Genomic DNA, 19623 nt, shown 5'->3' with positions numbered 1-19623 from the left:
TATACAACAAGTTACAAAATTATTTCATCATTTAATTCATATTATTGTTTAGAAAGGTTAAAATATGAAAACATCGGCATTTAAATATTCAAAATTTGCTTTTAATACTGTCTTTAAGAAGAAAAGTTCAATCATTATTCCGTCTTTAACTTTAATCGTTTCTTTTATTATTGGTTTTGTATTTAAGTTTGTTATAAGCGAAAAATACTTGCCACTCTCATCACATTTATACATATTTGGAATTCTAATTACAACAGTTTTATTTGCATCGATTAAGTCTTTGAATATTTTTAAAGATTTTGAAGAAGAGGGTTTAGAATTAGTCGGTTTATCTAAACCTATTTCAAGGAATAATTTTGTATTAGGGAAATTATTAACTCTAATTTATTTTGGATTAATTTGGTCATCAATTTTATTCATATCAGCATTTATTTCTACATATGCATTATATTCTTCGGTAAATCTTTTTGTTTATTCATTATTATTTTTTGTTGTAGGGTTAGTAACCTATTTATTGATTGGTTTAATAACTTCTTTAATAAGTTATAAACTCAGTCAAAAAATATCAATTACATTACCGCTAGTATTTTTTATCCCTTTAGCATTAGGGGGTTCATTACTTTCTTCTAACGCTACTACAAATGTAAATAATGCTGCATACTATATAAATAAAAAATACCCTTATCATTTTTCGGGCAATGAGGTCAATGTGGAACCTTATTTCATGAATAACAATAAAGATGAGTTATTATTGATACCAAATGGTTATGAAAATAAAAAATTTACCCAAGAACAAGTTAATTATTTAAAAGAAGTTATGAATATTGCTAATAAATCATCAAATGAGTGACAAATCTATTCATGATTATCTACTCCTTACCAATTGTTAGATATTTTTAATTTTAATGATCAAAACGTATTTGAATCTATTAGTAAAAATAGTTTTTCAAATCAAGATAATTATGTTTATTATAATAATTTAGATAGCATTTTATTTAAATATAAATTAGATCAAAATGTAGATCAAAAGAAATTTAATGTAACAAACAAAAACCAAAACTCACAAAAATATATAGTTCCTGGACTATTAAAATCAAATTCTGTAATTCCAAATAGTATTAACACTGATATTATTTATGCAAGAGAAGACGCTTCAAGTGTAGATGTTTCTTTTCCTGAAGATAACTCGGAGTTCTCTGCTGAAAACAATTTGGTAGGTAAATTAAAATGAAGATATGTTTATGAAGTTTTACAAGATCCGTCATTTAATTTTATAGCTAGAGAATTTGTTAATAATTTTAAAAGTGAAGTATATAATGGTGACGAAATAATTGATGTTGTTCAATTAAAATGAAAATTATTTGATACTATTTCGTCTTTTGTTAATAATAACGAAAGTCAAATTAATCAATACTCTAATTCTAATTTAGTATTGTTTGATGAACACGCGATTAAAGATAAAAAGTTACAGTCAGAAATAGAGAGAAAACTTTATTTTGCGGTAGCAATACTTAATTTTATTTATTTTAATTATCAAGATAGTGATATTTTTGAAGCGGTTATCGTTGATCAAGAAAAACCAGATTCTTTTGGCGATAATAGGATCGAATTAAACGTTGCAGGGTTTAAATACTTAATCGGAGGATATCAAAGTTTCGAAAAAAAACTATTTGTAAAAGAAAATAAAGTTTTAATTAGATATGATTTAATCGATAGTAATAGTAATTATTTATTTCAATCTGAAGACCAGTTATTTTCTATAAATAGAGAAAAACAAATAGTAAACAAAAATATCTACTTTATATTATGAATAATAATTATTTCAGGGCTATTTGCATCCGTATTTGTCCTATACAAAAGAAAGGAATTTAAATAGTTATGAAAAAAATTTTAGAAATTAAGAATTTAAAAAAAATATTTTTAAAATCTAATCGTGGAATTAATGAAATTAGTTTTTCTATAGATGCCGGAGCATTTCATGCTTTTATAGGTGAAAATGGTGCTGGTAAAACAACGACAATTAAGACAATAATTGGTGCATATACAAATTACCAAGGAAATGTTTTAATCAATAATATTGATGTTAAAAATGCAGAGGCGCGCGAAATATTAGGTTATGTTCCTGAAGTTGCCGTATTCCCAAAAGAATTAACAGTTTATAACTATTTATATAATTTATCTATTTTATCAAACATCAAAAAAGAAGTTGCTAAAGAAAGAATTTACCACTATTTGAAGTTCTTTAATATTGAAAATTTAATTAACGAAAAACCATATAATTTCTCTTCAGGCCAAAAGAAAAAAGTTTTATTAATTCAAGCTTTGTTACATAATCCTAAATTATTAATTTTGGATGAACCAGCCGCTAATTTAGATCCTAGTGCAAGATTTGAATTATTTTCATTACTAAAAAACATTAATGATAAAGAAAAAATTACAATTTTAATTAGTTCTCATGTTTTAGCAGAAATAGATAAATATGTTGATTCTGTAACGCTTATTCATAATGGTAAAATATTATATTCAGGTCATAAAAAAGAATCTTTAGAGGCGTTGTTTTATGAAAAAGTTATTTCTAGTTAGTGCTAGTTTATTTATTTTACCAATAAGTGTTATTAGTTGTATAAGTAGTAACGAGCAAAAAAATCAGATAAACTCATTCAATAAAAAAGAGAAAAATTATTTTTATAAAAACTCTTCTATTGAAACTATTTTAAATTTTTTCACAAATGATAATGAAAATGAAAAAAATATATATGTTTTTCAACAAGAAAATAAATCAGATGCTAAATATAACGAATTAAAATACGCATTTGTTTATGATCCGATTTTTATTACTAATAGTGTTCATAAAAATGGAGATTATAATTATTTAGCCAACAAATCTAAAGATGTAATTAAAAATGCATTGTCAAATGATTGATATTGAACACTAAATAATATTTCACATTTTAAGTATATATATAATCCGTATGGAGATAAATATCGTGCTTTTGATAAGGAAAAAGAGTATTTCGATCAAGTTAAAAAAGATTTTGGTTCATTAACTATCAATATTAAAAATATTAACCCTAAAAAATTAATTAAGATTAATTATCAAGATATTGGTATGTTAAAAAATAGCAATGCTTATACCGATAAAGAATCTTGATATTTAATTTACGACAACAATAAAGCAGTTAAAATTTGAAAATTTAAAGAAAATGGAGTCCCTAAAATTCAAATTATGACAGATTTATTAATTTTAAATGATTCGAATAATATTGAAGAACAATTACAAAATTTAGAAAACTTAATTTATCAAAAACGTCTAGAAGAATTTAATAATGAGTATGAATATGCAAAAGGGGACGCCGAATCAGAAGGCGAGACATTTAACGATGAATCCTTCTTAAGCGATCATAACGACGAAAAATATATGGAATTTCAAGCTATATATCAATATAACGGACATTTTACATCAGCTCTAGATGAAATCAATAAAGACGGACTAAATATATATAGATTTAGTATGAGGTTTATAGATGAGTAAAATTAAAAAAAATTTTTTAAGAATTTCTTTATTGGGAACTTTACCAATTTTCTTTTCTCTTGCTTCATGCATAAATATTAGTGAAAGTTCAAAATTAAAGAGCAATATTCCAACTGGTTTTGAGTTTGTTCCTAACACTTTAAACCCACATGAAGTTTCAACAAACGAAATTATTGAAAATTTAGTTAATTTAAGGTTTAGAGATGATGAAATTGGAAAAGTTAATTTTTTAAATTCACAAAAAAAGGAAAATGAATTATTTAATCAGTTTGATGAATTAAGTAAAAGTTATTTAGAATTTAAAACCGAAGAAGGATTAAATAAATTAAGAAATTTTTACACAAATAATTGATTATTTATAATTAAAAATATAGATAAATTCAGTTGAACTTATTCAAGTTGATGAACATTTCCGGAAATAGAAACTGCTAAACACACAGAAGAATTTTTTAGTCGTTTAAAAAAACAATCAAGACCTGATGATTTAAAATTCTTTGATAATTATTGAGACCAATTAAAGGAAGGTGATGAATCTTTTGAATCTCCAAATGACGTTTATTACTTAAGGAAAGGTAGAATATTAATAAGAGTATTAATTTCTAAGAATAACGAGGAAAACAAAATTTTAACTTTTGATAAGATTGTTTATTTTTCAAGATCGAGAACACAAAATATATCTATTAAATTAGTATCTGATGCTTATCATAATGGTATTATTCATCGTCAACAACAAGGTTTCGACTCATTTGAAAAAGAAGTGATAGATAATTTTGGTTTTCCAGCACTTGGTGCGTTAGTTTATAAAGGTGGTAAATAATGAAAAAAATTAAAAAATGATTTATTTTCTCTCCAATTTTGGCTTTAGTTCCGACAATTGCTATTTCATGCCAAAAAACACAAAATATATCTAACGAAACAAAAATGAGTCAAATTGTTACTAAAGAAATAAAAGAAGACAAATGGGACATTTTCTTAAAATATGAATATGTAAACTCTTTATTAAATTTGGCCTTTAAAACAGAAAAAAGTAAAAAAGCTTATATTAAAAAACAAAGAGAAATAAGTGATAATTATTTAACTGAAATAAAAGATTATTTACTTTATGGTAATAATGTTGTTGCAATGTATCGTTCAGATGATAGCTTTTTTTCAAGTAAAAAAGTAATTGGTCTAAAAGATTATCGTGCAAAATTATCTGAATTATTTTCAAGAAATTGACTTTGATTTTTATTTAATTTAGATAGATTTACATTTGCTCTATACGATGCTTTTGATCAATTTCAAGGTACATTAGAGGCATTAAGTCAAGACATACAAAAAAGCAGTTTAGAAACAAGCGCCTTTAATCGTCCAACAACAAATGAAGTTTTGCAATATGTTATCGAAGAAAATGTTATGGATGAAAATCTTGAATATGATGCTTACTTATTAACTAAACAAGGCATTATTTTAAAAATTTCTTTTTCAACACAAGTGAAAGATGGATACCAAGAAATTCCAAAAAATAAACAAAAAACTGATGTTGCAATTTTTACATATTCATATATTTATCCGTCGTTATTTCAAAACCAAGTAGCATTGCAAAATTTTGATTTAGCTAGATATGCTAGATCAGAAAAATTAGCATCAACATTCGGTTCTAAAAGATGAGTAAAAATTTTGTTTGATGAGCAAAACGGCGGGACACCTTTACGTTTTACAATTGTATACGTAGATGATAAAAAATAATTGAATAAAAAGTTCCTTGTAATTATCAAGGAACTTTTTTAATACTATAAGTCAAATTCTTTTAATTTAGAATCAAATAATTCTTTGTTTTCTTCGTAGTATTTTTCAGGATTTGTGTCTTTAAATAATGCTGTTTTTGTGCCTGTAATTTCAATTGTATCAACTTTTTTTGCTCCTAAGAAGTTAAATGTACCAACTAATCAACTTATATGGCTTCCTCATTGATATCAATCACGTGGTGCACCTTGAGATGCAACCACTAAAACATTTAATTTGTCTAATAGACCAACAGCATCACCTTTTTTAGAATATTTATATGAAAATGTTTTGTTAGCAACAGCTATTGAATCGATAAAGTTTTTAACAACAGCTGCTGCCCCAAAGTTTGTCATTGATTCTGAAATAACTAATAAATCTATTTCTTTTAGTTTGTCAATTCAAAAATCACTTTTAATATCGTTAAAGTATGTTTTTCATGTTGAGTTTGTTAAAAATACTTTTGAGTGTGTTTCGTTTAAGTTAAATTTTTCAACTTGGTGACCTTCTGCAACTAATTTTTCATATAATTTATTCATAGCAACTGTTGAATATGAGTTGTTTGAATTATCTAATGATCCTTCCAAAAATAGTACTTTTTTCATTTTTTTCCCCCTAAAATTGTGTTTTTGTATTTTTAATGTAATTATTATATCATTTTTTATTTTTAAAATTTAAAAATCAAAACAAAATAAAATATATTTTTTTCAATTATAAGAGTAAAATTAAATGTATATTAAAAAATACAAAAAGGAGTTAATATATGGCAAAATTTAAACGTATATTTATGATTGTAACAGACGGTCTAGGTATTGGTCCTGATAGAGATCAAAAATTCTTTGGTGATGCTGGTGCAAATACAATAAGATCGGCTTCAATGGTTGAAGAATTTAAAATTGACACATGAAAAAAATTAGGAATAGGTAATATTACAAATTTAAATGGTAACTATCATGTGCCAAAAACTTTAGCATATATGGCTAAAGTTCAAGAAGTGTCTAATGCAAAAGATACTTTAGCAGGACATTGAGAAATGATGGGTATTAAAACAGTTACACCATTTCCGACATTTACGGAAACAGGGTTCCCTCAAGAATTGATTGATGAGTTATCTAAAGCATTTGACGGAAGACCAATTGTTGGTAATAAATCTTCATCAGGTACTGAAATAATTAATGAATTAGCACATGAAGAAAAGGAAAGAGGCGCTATAATAGTTTATACATCACTCGACTCCGTTTTACAAATATGTGCGCACGAGGAATGAACAGGATTAGATAATTTATATAGATATGCAAAAGCCGCTCGTGAAATTTGTTCATCGCGTCCTGAATGGAATGTAGGTCGTATTATTGCTAGACCATACATCGGTACATTCGGAAGTTTTGAGAGAACATTTAATAGACATGATTATGCAAACAAACCAAGCGAAATGATTTTGAACAGACTACAAGATAAAGGTGTCGAAGTTGTTTCGATAGGTAAAATCAACGATATTTTTGTTGGTCAAGGAATTAGTACTCACTACGCAAGTCAAGGTGATGAAGATGGCATGGATATTACGATAGAATTAGCACAACAAGAGACAGAAAATAAATTTATTTTTACTAATTTAGTACAATTTGATTCACACTATGGACATAGACGTAATGTTCACGGTTATGCCGAAAATATTGCTAAATTAGATGTTAAATTAGGCAAATTAATTAACGCAATGCGTGAAGATGATTTATTAATTGTAACTTCCGACCATGGAAATGATCCTTTATATCCAGGATTTAATCATACAAGAGAATTTTTACCTGCTACAATTTTTTCAAAAATGTTTACAAAACCAAAAGTATTACCTAACTTCCAAGGTTTAGGAACATTAGGTAATATTGTTGCTAAAAACTTTGGCGTTGATATTGTTGAAGAAACAGGTGACGACATTTTTGATCAATTAGTGTAATTAAAAAATGCAAATTTAAGTTTGCATTTTTTATTATCTAATTACACAATTTAATATCTTCAGGATTAAGCGTTTCTGCTACTAAATAATATTTGAGACACTCTGTTTTTAATAGAATCAAATAAATCTAAAATAGTATTTATTTTTTGAGGGATTTGATTTTTATTTGCTATATTTTCTATAACACCTGCAAAGTAATTGGCTATTTCTCCTTTAAATTCATTTGATCCGATAAAATTATTGTTAATAACCAATAAATCTTTGAAATTATTAACTAATAATTGTTTATCATTTTGATTTAAACTATTAAATCTAAATGATGTTGTTCCGTTTGATTCTCTATTATAACTATATAATTTTCCTAAAATTCCTCTAATTACCATTATTTTTTGATTTATCTCTTCAGAATTTTTACCTGGTTTAGGAGTGAATAATGAACTTATGGAAGCTTCGATATCGGAATCTTTTATTTGCTCCTTAATGATGAGTTCTTTTATTTTTGGTTGTCTCTTAAACACGCTTAAATACATATTTTTTAATCTTTCAAGTGTTTCCGCAATTCCTAAAAAATCTTTTAGTTTATCAATTATAAACATTGTATTTTGCATTGATGTATTTATACTTAACTTAAAACTGTTATATAATTCTAGAAGATTATTAGCTTTTTGCAATGTTTTTTCAACATCAAGAATTTCTTTTAATATAGGTAAAATTTCATAAGAGATAATTTCTTTAGCTTCTTTTGCGCTAAAACCTAAACTAATTGTAAGATCAGAAAAAATACTTAGAACGTTTTCGATTATCAACTTCACATTTTCTTTGACTTGTGCGTCTTTTGCAACCGACACAAAACTATTTTTAAATGATTTTATATATTGCAAGATGTTTTCGTTAATTATATGTACTTCACTATTTCCGTTATTAGACTTTATTGCATAAAATTTTAGAAATTTGGAATTTTCAGATATTCTATAAGAGTGTTCATCTACTTTATCTTTTTCATTTAATTGTTGGATTTCGTTATCAATAATTTCGTTTAATTTTTCAATACCTTTTTGAATTTCTTCAATAAGAGTATTAGCTTGTAATGAATTTTGGTTTTTTAATTCATTAATAGATTGCACGTTATTTTCATTATTCAACTGAACTGTTGATTTATTATAGATAACTTCTGGGTCATCTGCTTTTTTATTATTTTGTTCATTGGCGTTGCATGATACCGCAAAAACTAGTGAACTAGTCATAGAAGGTATTAAAGTACCCAATATAAATTTTCATTTTTTCATATTTTATTTTAAAAACTCCCTAATATAAATTTAATTATCAAAATTATTATATTAAAATTTTATTCAATTTATTTTATTTGGCATAAAAAGATGCTAAATTAATATCTAATAAAAATATTTTGAAAGTATTTATTATCATCATTAAAAGATGCAAATAAAATTTAATATATTTTTAGTTCAAAAAATGGCTATTGAATAATTAAAAACGAAATTAAGAATTAACTCTTAATTTCATTTTTTCTTTAAATATCTTTTGCTAAATTATATATTCAACTTATGGCTTGATTAGTATCATTTTTTTATATTGTATTATCACCATTCTCTTCTATATCTTTTAAAGTTATACCATTTTCATTTTTTCAATCGGTTCTACCATTTGTGTTCATCCCTAACACGAACGCTGCTGCGTATGATGGACTATTGAAAAGATAGTTTTTTGTAAGTCTTCCATTTACTATTTCATTATTATTTTTACATTTTTTTCTAATTTCTTTTATTGTTTTAGGTATAGAATTTGAATCTTCTAATTCGATAATACTATCTTTTAGTACTACAAATCCTTCATTAGTTCTCATACATTTCGATTCAATTATCTTGTTTGATTTTTTGTTTTTACGAGAAAGATACAACATTAATTCTTTTGTTTCTTTAGGGGTATTTTTACTTGTATGATCAATTAGTGGGACAAATAATTTATATCCTAAAACACCAAGCACCATTTTTGAATATTCAATGAAGTCTTCTAGTTCTGATTCTTTTTCTTCAGTAACGTTACCAGGATTGGGATCGTTTTCATTTCTAACTTTAAATCTATCTGTGGAAACGGTCATATTAGTAAATCTATTTTCGAGATAACTTATTTCTGTTGGTCCAAACGAGTTATTTTGGGTTGTTATCATTACTACGTCGCTAAAGTATGTATTATCCCTTAAGTGTTCCATCACTCTAAAAAGTATACCTTCACCATTTTTACGAATTCCTGCTTGTCCTATATAAACTTCATCTTCATCGTTGTCGTTTTTATCGAATAGAAAATAAACTCCACTTTGTTTCAAGTCTTGTCTATCTTTGCATTTATCAATATGCGATCTTGGCACTTTATATACAAGGCCAGTTCAATTTGCTAATGTACACTTTATTCTTCCAGTAACATCACCATCCATCAAATAGAGATTAAAATTTTTGCTATTATTCATTTTTTGTGTCTCCTAAATTTTGCTTCTAATATTTATTACTATTAAATTATAAAATAGTTCTTATTTATAATAAGAAGAAATAGAATTATAATGTATATTTTAAATTTATTTTTTTAAAAGGTTTATAATTAGTATAGGTTGATTTTTATAAGTCATCCAAAAATAAAAAAATAAATTGAAACATTAATCTTAACTTTTCAGAATATTTACTACATATATAAGCTTAATGTTACTTTATTATTTTCTAAATTAGTGAATTCACTAATCATTCTATAATTTTATTTGCACAGCTCTAATTCGATCTAAAATAAAAAAGAGCTGTGTTTTTTTAATGAATAATAATTTTTAATAGATTATCACTGTTAAAAATTATTATTTTTATAAGATAATATTTTTAATTTTTATGAAATAATGTAAAATAATATTAAGCCCGAGTGGTGAAATTGGCAGACACGCTAGACTAAGGATCTAGTGGAGCAATCCGTGCAGGTTCAAGTCCTGTCTTGGGCACCAAATAATAAAACAATTATATTTTTTATTTATTAAAAGTGATAAATAGTAAATATAATTGTTTTATTTTCTTTTATAATTAAGTGAATTTAATAACAATTATAGTAAAATATAAATATGTTATTTATTAAAAATAAATTAAAAAAAATGTTAATTAAAATTAGCTTTTCTTCTTTAATTATTTCATTTCCGATTATGGTTGTTTCTTGTTCGGTTCCGAGCGAAGCAAAGTTTGCAAGCAATATAAATTATTTAGAAAAAATTTATATAAATACTCAGTCTAAAAATGATCCGAAATATCGTTTTTTATTGCCGGTAATCAAAAAAAATATTGATTTAATGAAAAAGACAATTAATGAAGATATTAAAGGTTATGATATTAATACAAACGGTTGAAATCATTATATACCAAATCAAGAAGCTAAAATTAAGTTAATTGAAGATGTTATTTTGGAAATTGAAAAAATACCAAATGAAAGTATTGAATCTGAAATAAGATCTGAAAAAATGACTTTACTTTACGCTTTAATAGATGGTTTCGGAGGCATAGATTCTTATTATTTTGATGAATCAAATAGAGAATTATATCAGTTAAAATTAGATTATTATGAGCAAAAATTGTACTTTCTTGAAAAAATGACTTATTCAATAGTTAGTGAAGAAGGTAAAATTAAAAATTTATCTTGATCTATAAAAACTTTAGTCGATAAAAGAAACACTAATAAAAGATTTGAGTTTGAAGATTTGGAACAAATTAACAAAATTCAGAATGATTTTAAAAATTTATACTATGATGATTTGAAATTTTCTTTATCATTCGATTTTATGGAACAATTTGATAAATTATTTGATTTATACTATAAAAGATCTGAAAGTATTTTTGTTAAAGTTTTAAACAATTATTATAATGCTTTAGAGTTTAAATTAATTATTCCTTCTGAAGATTACCAGAAACTAAGAAATAACTGGAATTATATGAGCCAAATCGTTGATGATTATTTTACAAATTTATATGCTTTTGATTTTTCAGACAATAAATTTGATGCATTAGAAATGATTTATAAAAAAATCATAAGCTATGATGCGATTAAAAATGATAAAATAGAAGAAATAGAAGAAAAGTTTAATGTTCTAAAAAATGATAAATCAAGTGAAAAATTAGATGATTTTAGAAGTTATCTAATTTCATATTTAAATAATATTTTTGATTTAGAATTAATAGATAAATATTTAGATAAAATTAATAAAAATATTTAGGAGAAATAATGAAAATAGGAAATTCCCAAGTTGCAATTGATGCAATAAAAAAATATAAAAATATAGTGATTTTTCACCATATTAGACCAGATGGTGATTGCTTAGGATCACAACATGGGCTCGCTGAACTAATTAAAACAAACTTTCCAGATAAAAATGTTTATACAATTGGTAATAATTATGGTATTTTTGAATTTATGGACTATAAATTCACGCCAATTGATCAAATTGATTTTAATGATTCTTTATCAATTGTTGTAGATGCTTCTAGTGGTGATAGAATTGAATGTTCTGAATTGCTTTACGAGAAAAAAACAACCGCTAGACTAAGAATTGATCATCACCCAAATGATGCTGATATTGAATATGAGTATCAATGAATAGACGAACATTATGTAGCAGCCGCTGAAATGATAGCAAAAATTGCTTATGATGGAAATTGAGAAGTTACTCAAAAGGCTTCTGCACATATTTATTTAGGAATCAACACTGATTCAGGTAGATTTTTATATCCAGATACATCGCAAAGAACTTACGAATTAGTTTCGTTTTTAATGAAAAATGGATTCCATCCAAAAGAAATTTTAAGAGAACTTTCAAAAAGAAGTCTTTTAGATATTAAAATTTCTGGACGTATCTTGTCTGAATTTAAGCAAGAAGGACGTGTTTTATATTATGTCATAGAAGAAGATTTCTTAAAAGAATTTAACATTGATTCGTTTAAAGCTGCACAATATGTTAATGATTTAGCTAACATTGATAATAATTCTTGTTGAGCCTTATTTGTTCAATTAGAAGATGGTAAGGTTAGAGGAAGATTGAGATCTAACGGGCCACTTGTAAATAAAATCGCAAAACAATATAATGGTGGTGGTCACGACAATGCCGCAGGGTTAACTTTAGAAAGTTTTGAACAAATTCCTGAAGTTATTTCAAAACTTAATGATTTAATACTTGAATGAGAGGCAAAATAATGAAAGTTGGTAATTTAGAACTAGTAACTAAAGAAATTTATAAATATGATTCGATAGTTATATTTCATCATATTAGACCAGACGGTGATTGTTTAGGTTCACAATTTGGTTTAAAAGAACTAATTAAAACAAATTTTCCTGATAAAAAAGTTTACGCAATAGGAGATAGTAAAAATACTTATAATTTTTTAGATTTTACAATGGATCAAATTCCTGATGATGAAATTTTATCAAAATCACTAGGTGTAGTAGTTGATGCAAATGGTAAAGAAAGAATCGAATCTAGAGAAGTTTTAGATAAAAATTTATTCCCTACAATTATAAGAATTGATCACCATCCTAACGGTGATGATTTAGGTGATAATACAATTAGGTGAGTCGATAGTTCATATTCTGCGGCTGACGAAATGGTTACAGAAATTGCGGTAGTGAACGGTTGAAAAATTACACCTAAAGCAGCAAATTATCTTTATTTAGGAATAAATACAGATTCAGGTAGATTTTTATTTAGTACCGTAAAGGCAAGAACCTTATATTTGGCTTCAAAATTATATGAGGCTGGTTTGGATGCTGATTATATACATAAAAGTTTAGCAACAACTAGTTTAGAAGATTTAAAATATAATTCATGATTATTATCGACTTTGAAAACTAGAGATGGGGTTGCTTATATTCAAAATTCTCTTGAAGATACACTCAAATTAGGTAAAAACCCTCAATCATCAGTTAAAGTCAATACAATCGCTAATATCAAAGGATTCCCGATATGAGTTCAATTTACAGAGGAAGAAGATAGAAGAATTAGAGTTGAATTACGTTCAAATGGTCCGATCGTTAGAAATGTAGCCGTTAAATGAGGCGGCGGAGGTCATGAACGTGCATCAGGATGCATCATAAACTCATTCGACCAGGTCGAAGAGGTTGTTGATGATTGTGCGGCTGAAGTAATGAGATATTTATCAGAAAAATAATTTTATTGCACATTTAAATCGCATTTTGTGCGATTTTTTATTTATTTTTAACATTATAATTTGTTTAAAAAAGTTTAAAAATATAGCATTTTTACATATCATTTTTAACTTTCTGAGATAAAAAAGAGATGATTTTTTTACTTACTTTCTTTCAAAAAATAAAAATAGTAGTGTAATTTGAAAAAGAAAATATTTTTTTATGTTTTTTAAAAATTACTTAAAAAATAATTTTATGTTATACTTTTATGCGCTATGGAAAAACTAAAAAATAAGTTAAAGTATTTTTTATCAATTAACATAGGAGTTGTTATGTCTATTTCAACTCTTTCCTGTTCTAGCGATAAAAAAGAAATAGAAAAAAATATTATTACAAACAATAAACAGAAAGGAGGTAACGGAAAAGAAAAAAATAATATTAACACAAACGTTGCCTTAAATAAAGAGAGAGATATTTTTGGCAAAGAAAATAAAACTATGGAAAATAAAAATATAAATTATAAATCATATGAGCAACACGTAAAAGAGGCTGAAAAATTTTTAAACTTAAATCAAATTCAAATAAAAAAATTTCAAATTGATGTAAATAATTTATATACGATTATCCAAAAACATAAAAAAAGTATCTTAAATAAAAATACAAACATTCAACTTTTAGAAAATGACAAAAATGAATTAGACAAATCAATTAATAATATTAAACAATTAATGCGAGAAGGAGTTGAAAAAAGCAAATTAATTGACTCTATAAACGAATGTATCGTTGACATTAATAGTTTAATAAAAGAAGTTGAAGGTTCTGGGTACGCTAAAGAAACTTTAGTAAAATTAAATGAGCTTATTAATAAAATGAAAATAAAAGAAAAAAACTTTAAAAATACTTTTAAAGAATTAAAAGACTTAAAAGAAAAGTTAATTACACAAAAAGAAAAAATAAAATTTGAGTATAGATCTAATTTACTTAACGTACAAAAAGAATTATTTCTGAAATATAATCTTCTAAAAGATAAATTAAATATATCAACAACTAAAAATGACAATAAAATAACAATAAATGATGAACTTAAAAAACAATTATTTGATTTAAGTGAATCAAACTTAGAACATTCTAATATTTTAAGCAATATTGAAAAAGTTAAACGAAATATAAATGAAATTTCTGAAATATTAAGTTTATTAGAATTAAATAATAGCATAAAAAATATTAATTTAACCACATTGCAATCGTTAATCGAAAGAGCTAAATATGCTAAAATACATTCTGAAACTTACAATATTTATCATCCTTTAAAATCTCGTGCGAAAGAAATTATTGAAAGAGCCGAAAAAATAAAAGAATGTGAATTAGATTCTTCATTATGAACTGTGGATTCGAATAATAAAAACGAATTATTCTCCAAAATAAAAAACATTATAAATGTCCATTCTTCTTTAAATGAATTTTTAGAAGATTATAGTTTAAATGCATATTACCCTGAACCTTAATAGAATAAAAAACGCAAATAATCTTTTATAGATTACTATGCGTTTTTTATTCTATTACAATTTCTTTGTTCTTTATTATTACCTTTTTATCGAATTCTAATTTTTTATATTCGCCATTATTAATATTATAATAAAAAAAGAATCTTAAATTTTCTGAATCAGTCCTATTTAAATAATCACTTAAATCAAATGTTATTCATATTGTATTATTAGGTGTTTTACTACTTTTTTTGTTACTTTTTTGAAGTCTATGTGAAAATTCCTCTTTTGTAGGAAATGTTCAAAAATCATATTTTGAAGAATCATCTTCTAGTCTTAAATTCAAGATTACACTTGATTTAGTTTTTAAGATTGTAGTTATTCCATATTTTAATGGTTCTTTATCAATTTCTTGTTTATTATTTTCTTCATTATTTGGTTTTAAACTATTATCTAATATATCAGATGTTTTATCTATTTTTTCAACTACTCCTCATGGTAACGTGAACATACCTAAGAAAAAATTATCGTATATTTTTCTTTTTTCTTCGCTTAAATTTAAATATTTTTTAAAAGTACTAATTTTTTTATTTTGTTTTTGTTCTATTGTAATTTTATCATTAGATTCTTTATTTAATGAAGGATTATCCTTTTTATCATCAGATATCTCGTTTTTATTGTTTTCTTTGTCAGTATTAATATTTTTGTCTAGTTTATCATCCGTTTTATTTTTGTCATAATTGTTATTTGCGCATGCTGTAGAAGTCACAAAAACAGGGATGATACTAACTGCTAATAATGAGTAATATTTTTTTAAAAAAATCTTTTTCATATTTTCCTTTCTCTTTTCTTTAGTTTAAAGTTTTCTAATATATTATATACGTAAAATTCTTTTTGAGAATTTATAAACTAGTACATAAATCATTCTGTTTTATCTTCAAACAAAAAAGAACGAATTCTTTGAAATGCGTTCTTTTTGTTTAATAATTATTATTTTTTCAGGAATCTAATTCCTCTTCAGTTGCTAGAATGAAATGATCATCATTAATTTTAAGTCATTGCGGCTGATTATCATCGGTGTATTTATGCATATTAATGTCATATTTATAACCAATCAAACTTCCTTTTTTTCCATTAATAGATGGCACAGCATCCAATAAACTCTTTGTGTAAGGATGTAAAGATTTATTCATTATTTCATCAGTTGTACCAATCTCTAATAATCTTCCTTTATTCATGACGGCAATACGATCTGAGATGTATTCTACCATACGTAAATCGTGAGCGATAAATAGAATAGTTAAATTATATTTTTCTTTAAGTTCGTTAAAGATATTAACAACTTGTGCTTGAATTGAAACATCTAATGCTGAAATAGGTTCATCTGCGACTAAAAGTTGTGGTCGTAAAACAACTGCTCTTGATATACCAATTCTTTGTTGCTGACCACCCGAAAATTCAAGTGGATATCTTCTTAAAACAGAATCATCTAATCCAACCGAGCTTAAAATATCGCGAACTAATAATCTTTTACAATCGTTTTCGGTTAGTTTGTTCAATTTATTTCTTTGTTCAATATATTTATCCATAAATTTATTTAGATATTCATTTTTAATATTTCTAACTTTATTATTAGTTTCAACATAAAATGCCTCATAGGCAATTTGATTATTTTTAGAAATTTGTTCATCTAATCAAGTTTCATATTCTCCAAAAAAATCTTTATGGTGTATGTCACATAATTGAGAATAAAATTCTTTTTTATTTTCTTGATCTATATTGTATAAATATATTTCTTTAGCATTTTTTGTATTGGTTAAACCTTCTGAAACTATCGTTTCAACGTTTGCATGTGGATTTAACGAGTTTGCAGGATCTTGAAAAATCATTTGAACTTTATTAACTAAGAAATTTTCAATTTCTTTATACTCTTTTAGTGATTTACCCATTTTAAAACCTCTGCCCATTTTCTTAGGTAAGGTTTTATCTAAAAGCTTTATTTCTCCAAAGTTATAAGGAACTAAACCGACAAGAGCTTTACCGATAGTACTTTTGCCAGAACCTGATTCACCTACCAATCCTAAAACTTCGCCTTTATATATATTTAAGTTTAAGTCTGCAACTGCTCTAAATTCTTTTGTTCCGGTCCCGTAATTTATATCAACGTTTCTAAGTGATGCTAAAATTTCTTGATTTTCATTAGGTTCTAGCATTTGCTCAGTGCCTTTTGTTTGTTTTCTAATAAATCTTTTTTCACCAAAAAGGAATTTTTTAGTTTTATAAATTTTCTCAGTCATTATTTTTTATATTCCTCTCATAGTTTTTGGATTAATGTGGGCGGTTGATATTTTGGTGCTCGCGGATCTTGTAATGCAGATTTTACTTTATGAGTTTCGCTTACTTGGTAAAAATCTGGATCGATACTAAAATCTCTACCAAGAGCATATGAATTTCTAACTGCGAAAGCGTCACCAATAATGTTATTTAAACTTGAAGGAACGCTCCCCGGAATTGTAGAAAGTCTTTTTCCTTTATTTAAGTCAGGCATGCTTAAAATTAAACCTCATGTATAAGGGTGTTGTGGATTATGTAAAATTTCATCTGATGTACCTTCTTCAATGATTTGTCCGGCGTACATAATTGAAATATAATCAGCAATTGAAGCTACTACTCCTAAATCGTGAGTTATGAATACAATTGATAATTTAAGTTTTTCTTGCAATTCTTTAATTATATCTAAAACAAGTGCTTGAACTGTTGGGTCTAGCGCCGTTGTAGGTTCGTCCATAACCAATATTTTTGGTTCAAGAGCGACTATTGCAGCAATAACAACACGTTGAATCATACCTCCCGACATTTCATGTGGGTATAATTTCATGACCGCCTCTAGGTCATTAATTTTTGTTAATTTTAGAAATTCTACCGCTCTTTTATATGCTTCTTTACGATTTGGCACAACTTTGTTTTCGAGCATACCTTCTATTATTTGTTCTCCAACTTTCATGGTTGGATTTAAAGTTGACATTGGATTTTGGAAAACGGCTGATACAACTCTACCGCGATAATGTGATTTTTCTCAATCTTTAAAAGAAAATTTTTCTACATTATTATTGTAAAGTTTTACTTCTCCCGAATCAATTACAGCATTATCGCCTGTTAACCCATATAAAAGAGATGTTATAACGGATTTACCTGAACCTGATTCTCCAATAATTGCATGCACTTTACCTTCATATATTTTTAACGAAGGGTTTCTTAAAACCTTATTTTTTTCTCCGGGACGAGCAGGATTTGTAAATGATAAATTAATATTCTTAATTTCAGCTGCAATTTTTAATTTAGTACCATCACTAAATTCTTGATATTCAACATTTTTATAGAATGTTTCCCAATCAAAATCTTTTTTTCGAAGTAATTTATTCTTAAATCAATTACAAAAATTTATTTTTTGTTTATTCCTTTTTTCTTTATTTTTTATTTCTTCTTCAAGTTTATTGTTTGCTTCAGTTTTTTGTTCAGCATATTTAATTTTTTCATCGTGTTTTTGAGATATGTGTTCATGTGTTTCAGTTATTAATTCTTCAATTTCTTCATATTCTCTAATATAAATATATTCAACTTCTTTTTTAACTTTTTTTGATTTAAATTTTGGTTTTTTATATCTTTTTGATTTTATTTTCATATTTTCCTATCTTTGTCTTCTTAAGGCGTCTTGAACACTTGCGCCAATCAATTGAACACTTGTTGTCAATAAAATTAAAATTGAAGAAGGAACGAATACATATCTTAAATAAGTCGGGAATACCTTTTGTCCTTCAGAAATTAAGTTACCTAATGTAGGAACATCATCAATTGCTAAACCAATAAATGCTAATGATGTTTCTGATAATATAACTCCTGGTATTGTAAATACTAGCTGAGTAATTAAGATTGGTAAAATAACAGGTATGTAATTTTTTAATATTTTTCAAATGGGAGTTCCTAAAACTTTTGATGCTGAAACTCATTCAAAATGTTTGGCTCTTTTTACTTGTGCTCTAATTTGGTTTGCCATTCCTGTTCAAGAAGTAAATGAGAGTGAAAATACAATAACTCAAAAACTTGGTCTAATAACAATTGTCATTAATATTAAAATTATTATTGTCGGAACAACAGATAAAATTTTAATTATAAAAGTCATTATTTTATCAAATTTCTCAAATTGACCCATCATAATACCTATTGTTAAACCAATTACTACTTCTATTAAAGTAACAACTAACGCTAATGAAAGAGAATATCTTAATCCATGTCATAACCTTGCTCAATAATCACGTCCAATATCATCGGTACCAAAAAAGTGATATACATTGTTTGAATCATACTGATCAAAAGTTAAATTTAGATTATTAACATCAGTTAAATTAGGATCAAATGTTGTAAAGGGCATAATTAATGCTAAAACGATTATTGTAATTAATAAAATAAAACCAAATACACCTGAGAAGTTTTTTGAATATCTAAAAACAAACTCTTTAAATATTTTTGTTTCTTCTTTAAGTTCCTTATCCGCATGATAATCAAATGTTTTACCAACTATTTTTCATGCTTGATATTGAAAAGGTTGTAAAAATGGATTGGGAGCAATATTACCTTTTAAATTATTAGATTCGCCAACATCATTTCTTGAACGAATTTTATCGGCATATTTTTTAATAAATGTATTAAGTTTACTTGTCATT

The 19623-nt window shown here is 25.6% G+C and carries 17 protein-coding genes and 1 tRNA gene; 11 read left to right on the top strand and 7 right to left on the bottom strand.

The annotated features are described in order from the left end of the window. Positions 1-64 precede the first annotated feature (64 nt). The 5 genes from JXZ92_RS00915 to JXZ92_RS00895 are packed head-to-tail and all read left to right on the top strand — an operon-like array spanning position 65 to position 5260. The gene (locus JXZ92_RS00915; RefSeq protein ID WP_205851910.1) at positions 65-1876 is read left to right on the top strand and encodes an ABC transporter permease; all 1812 of its coding nucleotides are present in this window, start codon (positions 65-67) and stop codon (positions 1874-1876) included. A gap of 2 nt (positions 1877-1878) precedes the next feature. Beyond that, positions 1879-2583, top strand: a complete 705-nt coding sequence (locus JXZ92_RS00910) for an ABC transporter ATP-binding protein (RefSeq protein WP_205851909.1) — start codon at positions 1879-1881, stop codon at positions 2581-2583. Continuing rightward, on the top strand, positions 2561-3532 hold the full coding sequence (locus JXZ92_RS00905) for an aromatic motif membrane protein (protein ID WP_205851908.1): 972 nt from the start codon (positions 2561-2563) through the stop codon (positions 3530-3532). Before JXZ92_RS00910 ends, JXZ92_RS00905 begins: the two co-directional genes overlap by 23 nt. Continuing rightward, entirely contained in the window at positions 3525-4349 is an 825-nt protein-coding gene (locus JXZ92_RS00900) for an aromatic motif membrane protein (protein WP_205851907.1), read from the top strand. The genes JXZ92_RS00905 and JXZ92_RS00900 overlap by 8 nt, the downstream gene beginning before the upstream one ends. Continuing rightward, a complete protein-coding gene (locus tag JXZ92_RS00895; RefSeq protein ID WP_205851906.1) occupies positions 4349-5260 on the top strand; it encodes an aromatic motif membrane protein in 912 nt (303 codons plus the stop codon). Before JXZ92_RS00900 ends, JXZ92_RS00895 begins: the two co-directional genes overlap by 1 nt. A gap of 44 nt (positions 5261-5304) precedes the next feature. Here the strand turns inward: JXZ92_RS00895 and JXZ92_RS00890 are convergent, their stop codons facing one another. Next, a complete protein-coding gene (locus tag JXZ92_RS00890; protein ID WP_205851905.1) occupies positions 5305-5901 on the bottom strand; it encodes an FMN-dependent NADH-azoreductase in 597 nt (198 codons plus the stop codon). Positions 5902-6059: 158 nt separating this feature from the next. On the opposite strand from JXZ92_RS00890, the gene JXZ92_RS00885 reads away from it, so the two are divergent. Continuing rightward, entirely contained in the window at positions 6060-7247 is a 1188-nt protein-coding gene (locus JXZ92_RS00885; protein WP_205851904.1) for a phosphopentomutase, read from the top strand. Positions 7248-7312: 65 nt separating this feature from the next. On the opposite strand, the gene JXZ92_RS00880 is transcribed toward JXZ92_RS00885, so the two are convergent. Further along, positions 7313-8533, bottom strand: coding sequence for a hypothetical protein (locus tag JXZ92_RS00880; protein ID WP_205851903.1), 1221 nt, complete (start codon positions 8531-8533; stop codon positions 7313-7315). Positions 8534-8832: 299 nt separating this feature from the next. Further along, positions 8833-9729 carry a GIY-YIG nuclease family protein gene (locus JXZ92_RS00875; protein WP_205851902.1) on the bottom strand — a complete coding sequence of 299 codons (897 nt, stop codon included), beginning with the start codon at positions 9727-9729 and terminating at the stop codon, positions 8833-8835. A gap of 428 nt (positions 9730-10157) precedes the next feature. Between JXZ92_RS00875 and JXZ92_RS00870 the strand changes: the two genes are divergently transcribed. The 5 genes from JXZ92_RS00870 (at position 10158) to JXZ92_RS00850 (ending at position 14923) form a co-directional block, all read left to right on the top strand. Next, positions 10158-10242 (top strand) — tRNA-Leu (locus JXZ92_RS00870). A 114-nt stretch (positions 10243-10356) separates the two neighbouring features. Continuing rightward, entirely contained in the window at positions 10357-11496 is a 1140-nt protein-coding gene (locus JXZ92_RS00865; protein WP_205851901.1) for a hypothetical protein, read from the top strand. A gap of 8 nt (positions 11497-11504) precedes the next feature. Then, positions 11505-12470 carry a bifunctional oligoribonuclease/PAP phosphatase NrnA gene (locus JXZ92_RS00860; protein ID WP_205851900.1) on the top strand — a complete coding sequence of 322 codons (966 nt, stop codon included), beginning with the start codon at positions 11505-11507 and terminating at the stop codon, positions 12468-12470. Then, positions 12470-13441, top strand: coding sequence for a bifunctional oligoribonuclease/PAP phosphatase NrnA (locus JXZ92_RS00855; protein ID WP_205851899.1), 972 nt, complete (start codon positions 12470-12472; stop codon positions 13439-13441). Before JXZ92_RS00860 ends, JXZ92_RS00855 begins: the two co-directional genes overlap by 1 nt. Positions 13442-13693: 252 nt before the next feature. Next, positions 13694-14923 carry a hypothetical protein gene (locus JXZ92_RS00850; RefSeq protein ID WP_205851898.1) on the top strand — a complete coding sequence of 410 codons (1230 nt, stop codon included), beginning with the start codon at positions 13694-13696 and terminating at the stop codon, positions 14921-14923. Positions 14924-14969: 46 nt separating this feature from the next. Here JXZ92_RS00850 and JXZ92_RS00845 read toward each other — a convergent pair whose 3' ends face one another. From JXZ92_RS00845 to JXZ92_RS00830, 4 genes are all read right to left on the bottom strand, one after another. Further along, entirely contained in the window at positions 14970-15734 is a 765-nt protein-coding gene (locus tag JXZ92_RS00845; protein WP_205851897.1) for a hypothetical protein, read from the bottom strand. A gap of 148 nt (positions 15735-15882) precedes the next feature. Then, complete coding sequence (locus JXZ92_RS00840) at positions 15883-17199, bottom strand: ABC transporter ATP-binding protein (RefSeq protein ID WP_205851896.1); 1317 nt, start codon at positions 17197-17199, stop codon at positions 15883-15885. After that, on the bottom strand, positions 17199-18584 hold the full coding sequence (locus JXZ92_RS00835; RefSeq protein ID WP_308699349.1) for an ABC transporter ATP-binding protein: 1386 nt from the start codon (positions 18582-18584) through the stop codon (positions 17199-17201). Before JXZ92_RS00835 ends, JXZ92_RS00840 begins: the two co-directional genes overlap by 1 nt. Before the next feature lie 6 nt (positions 18585-18590). Further along, the gene (locus JXZ92_RS00830; protein ID WP_205851895.1) at positions 18591-19622 is read right to left on the bottom strand and encodes an ABC transporter permease; all 1032 of its coding nucleotides are present in this window, start codon (positions 19620-19622) and stop codon (positions 18591-18593) included. Position 19623: the final 1 nt, after the last annotated feature.

It is taken from the genome of Mycoplasma sp. CSL10137 (genome assembly GCF_017116845.1).
In the GTDB taxonomy this organism is placed as follows: Bacteria; Bacillota_I; Bacilli_A; order Mycoplasmatales; family Metamycoplasmataceae; genus Mycoplasmopsis.
This window is presented reverse-complemented; position numbering and strand designations above follow the sequence as displayed.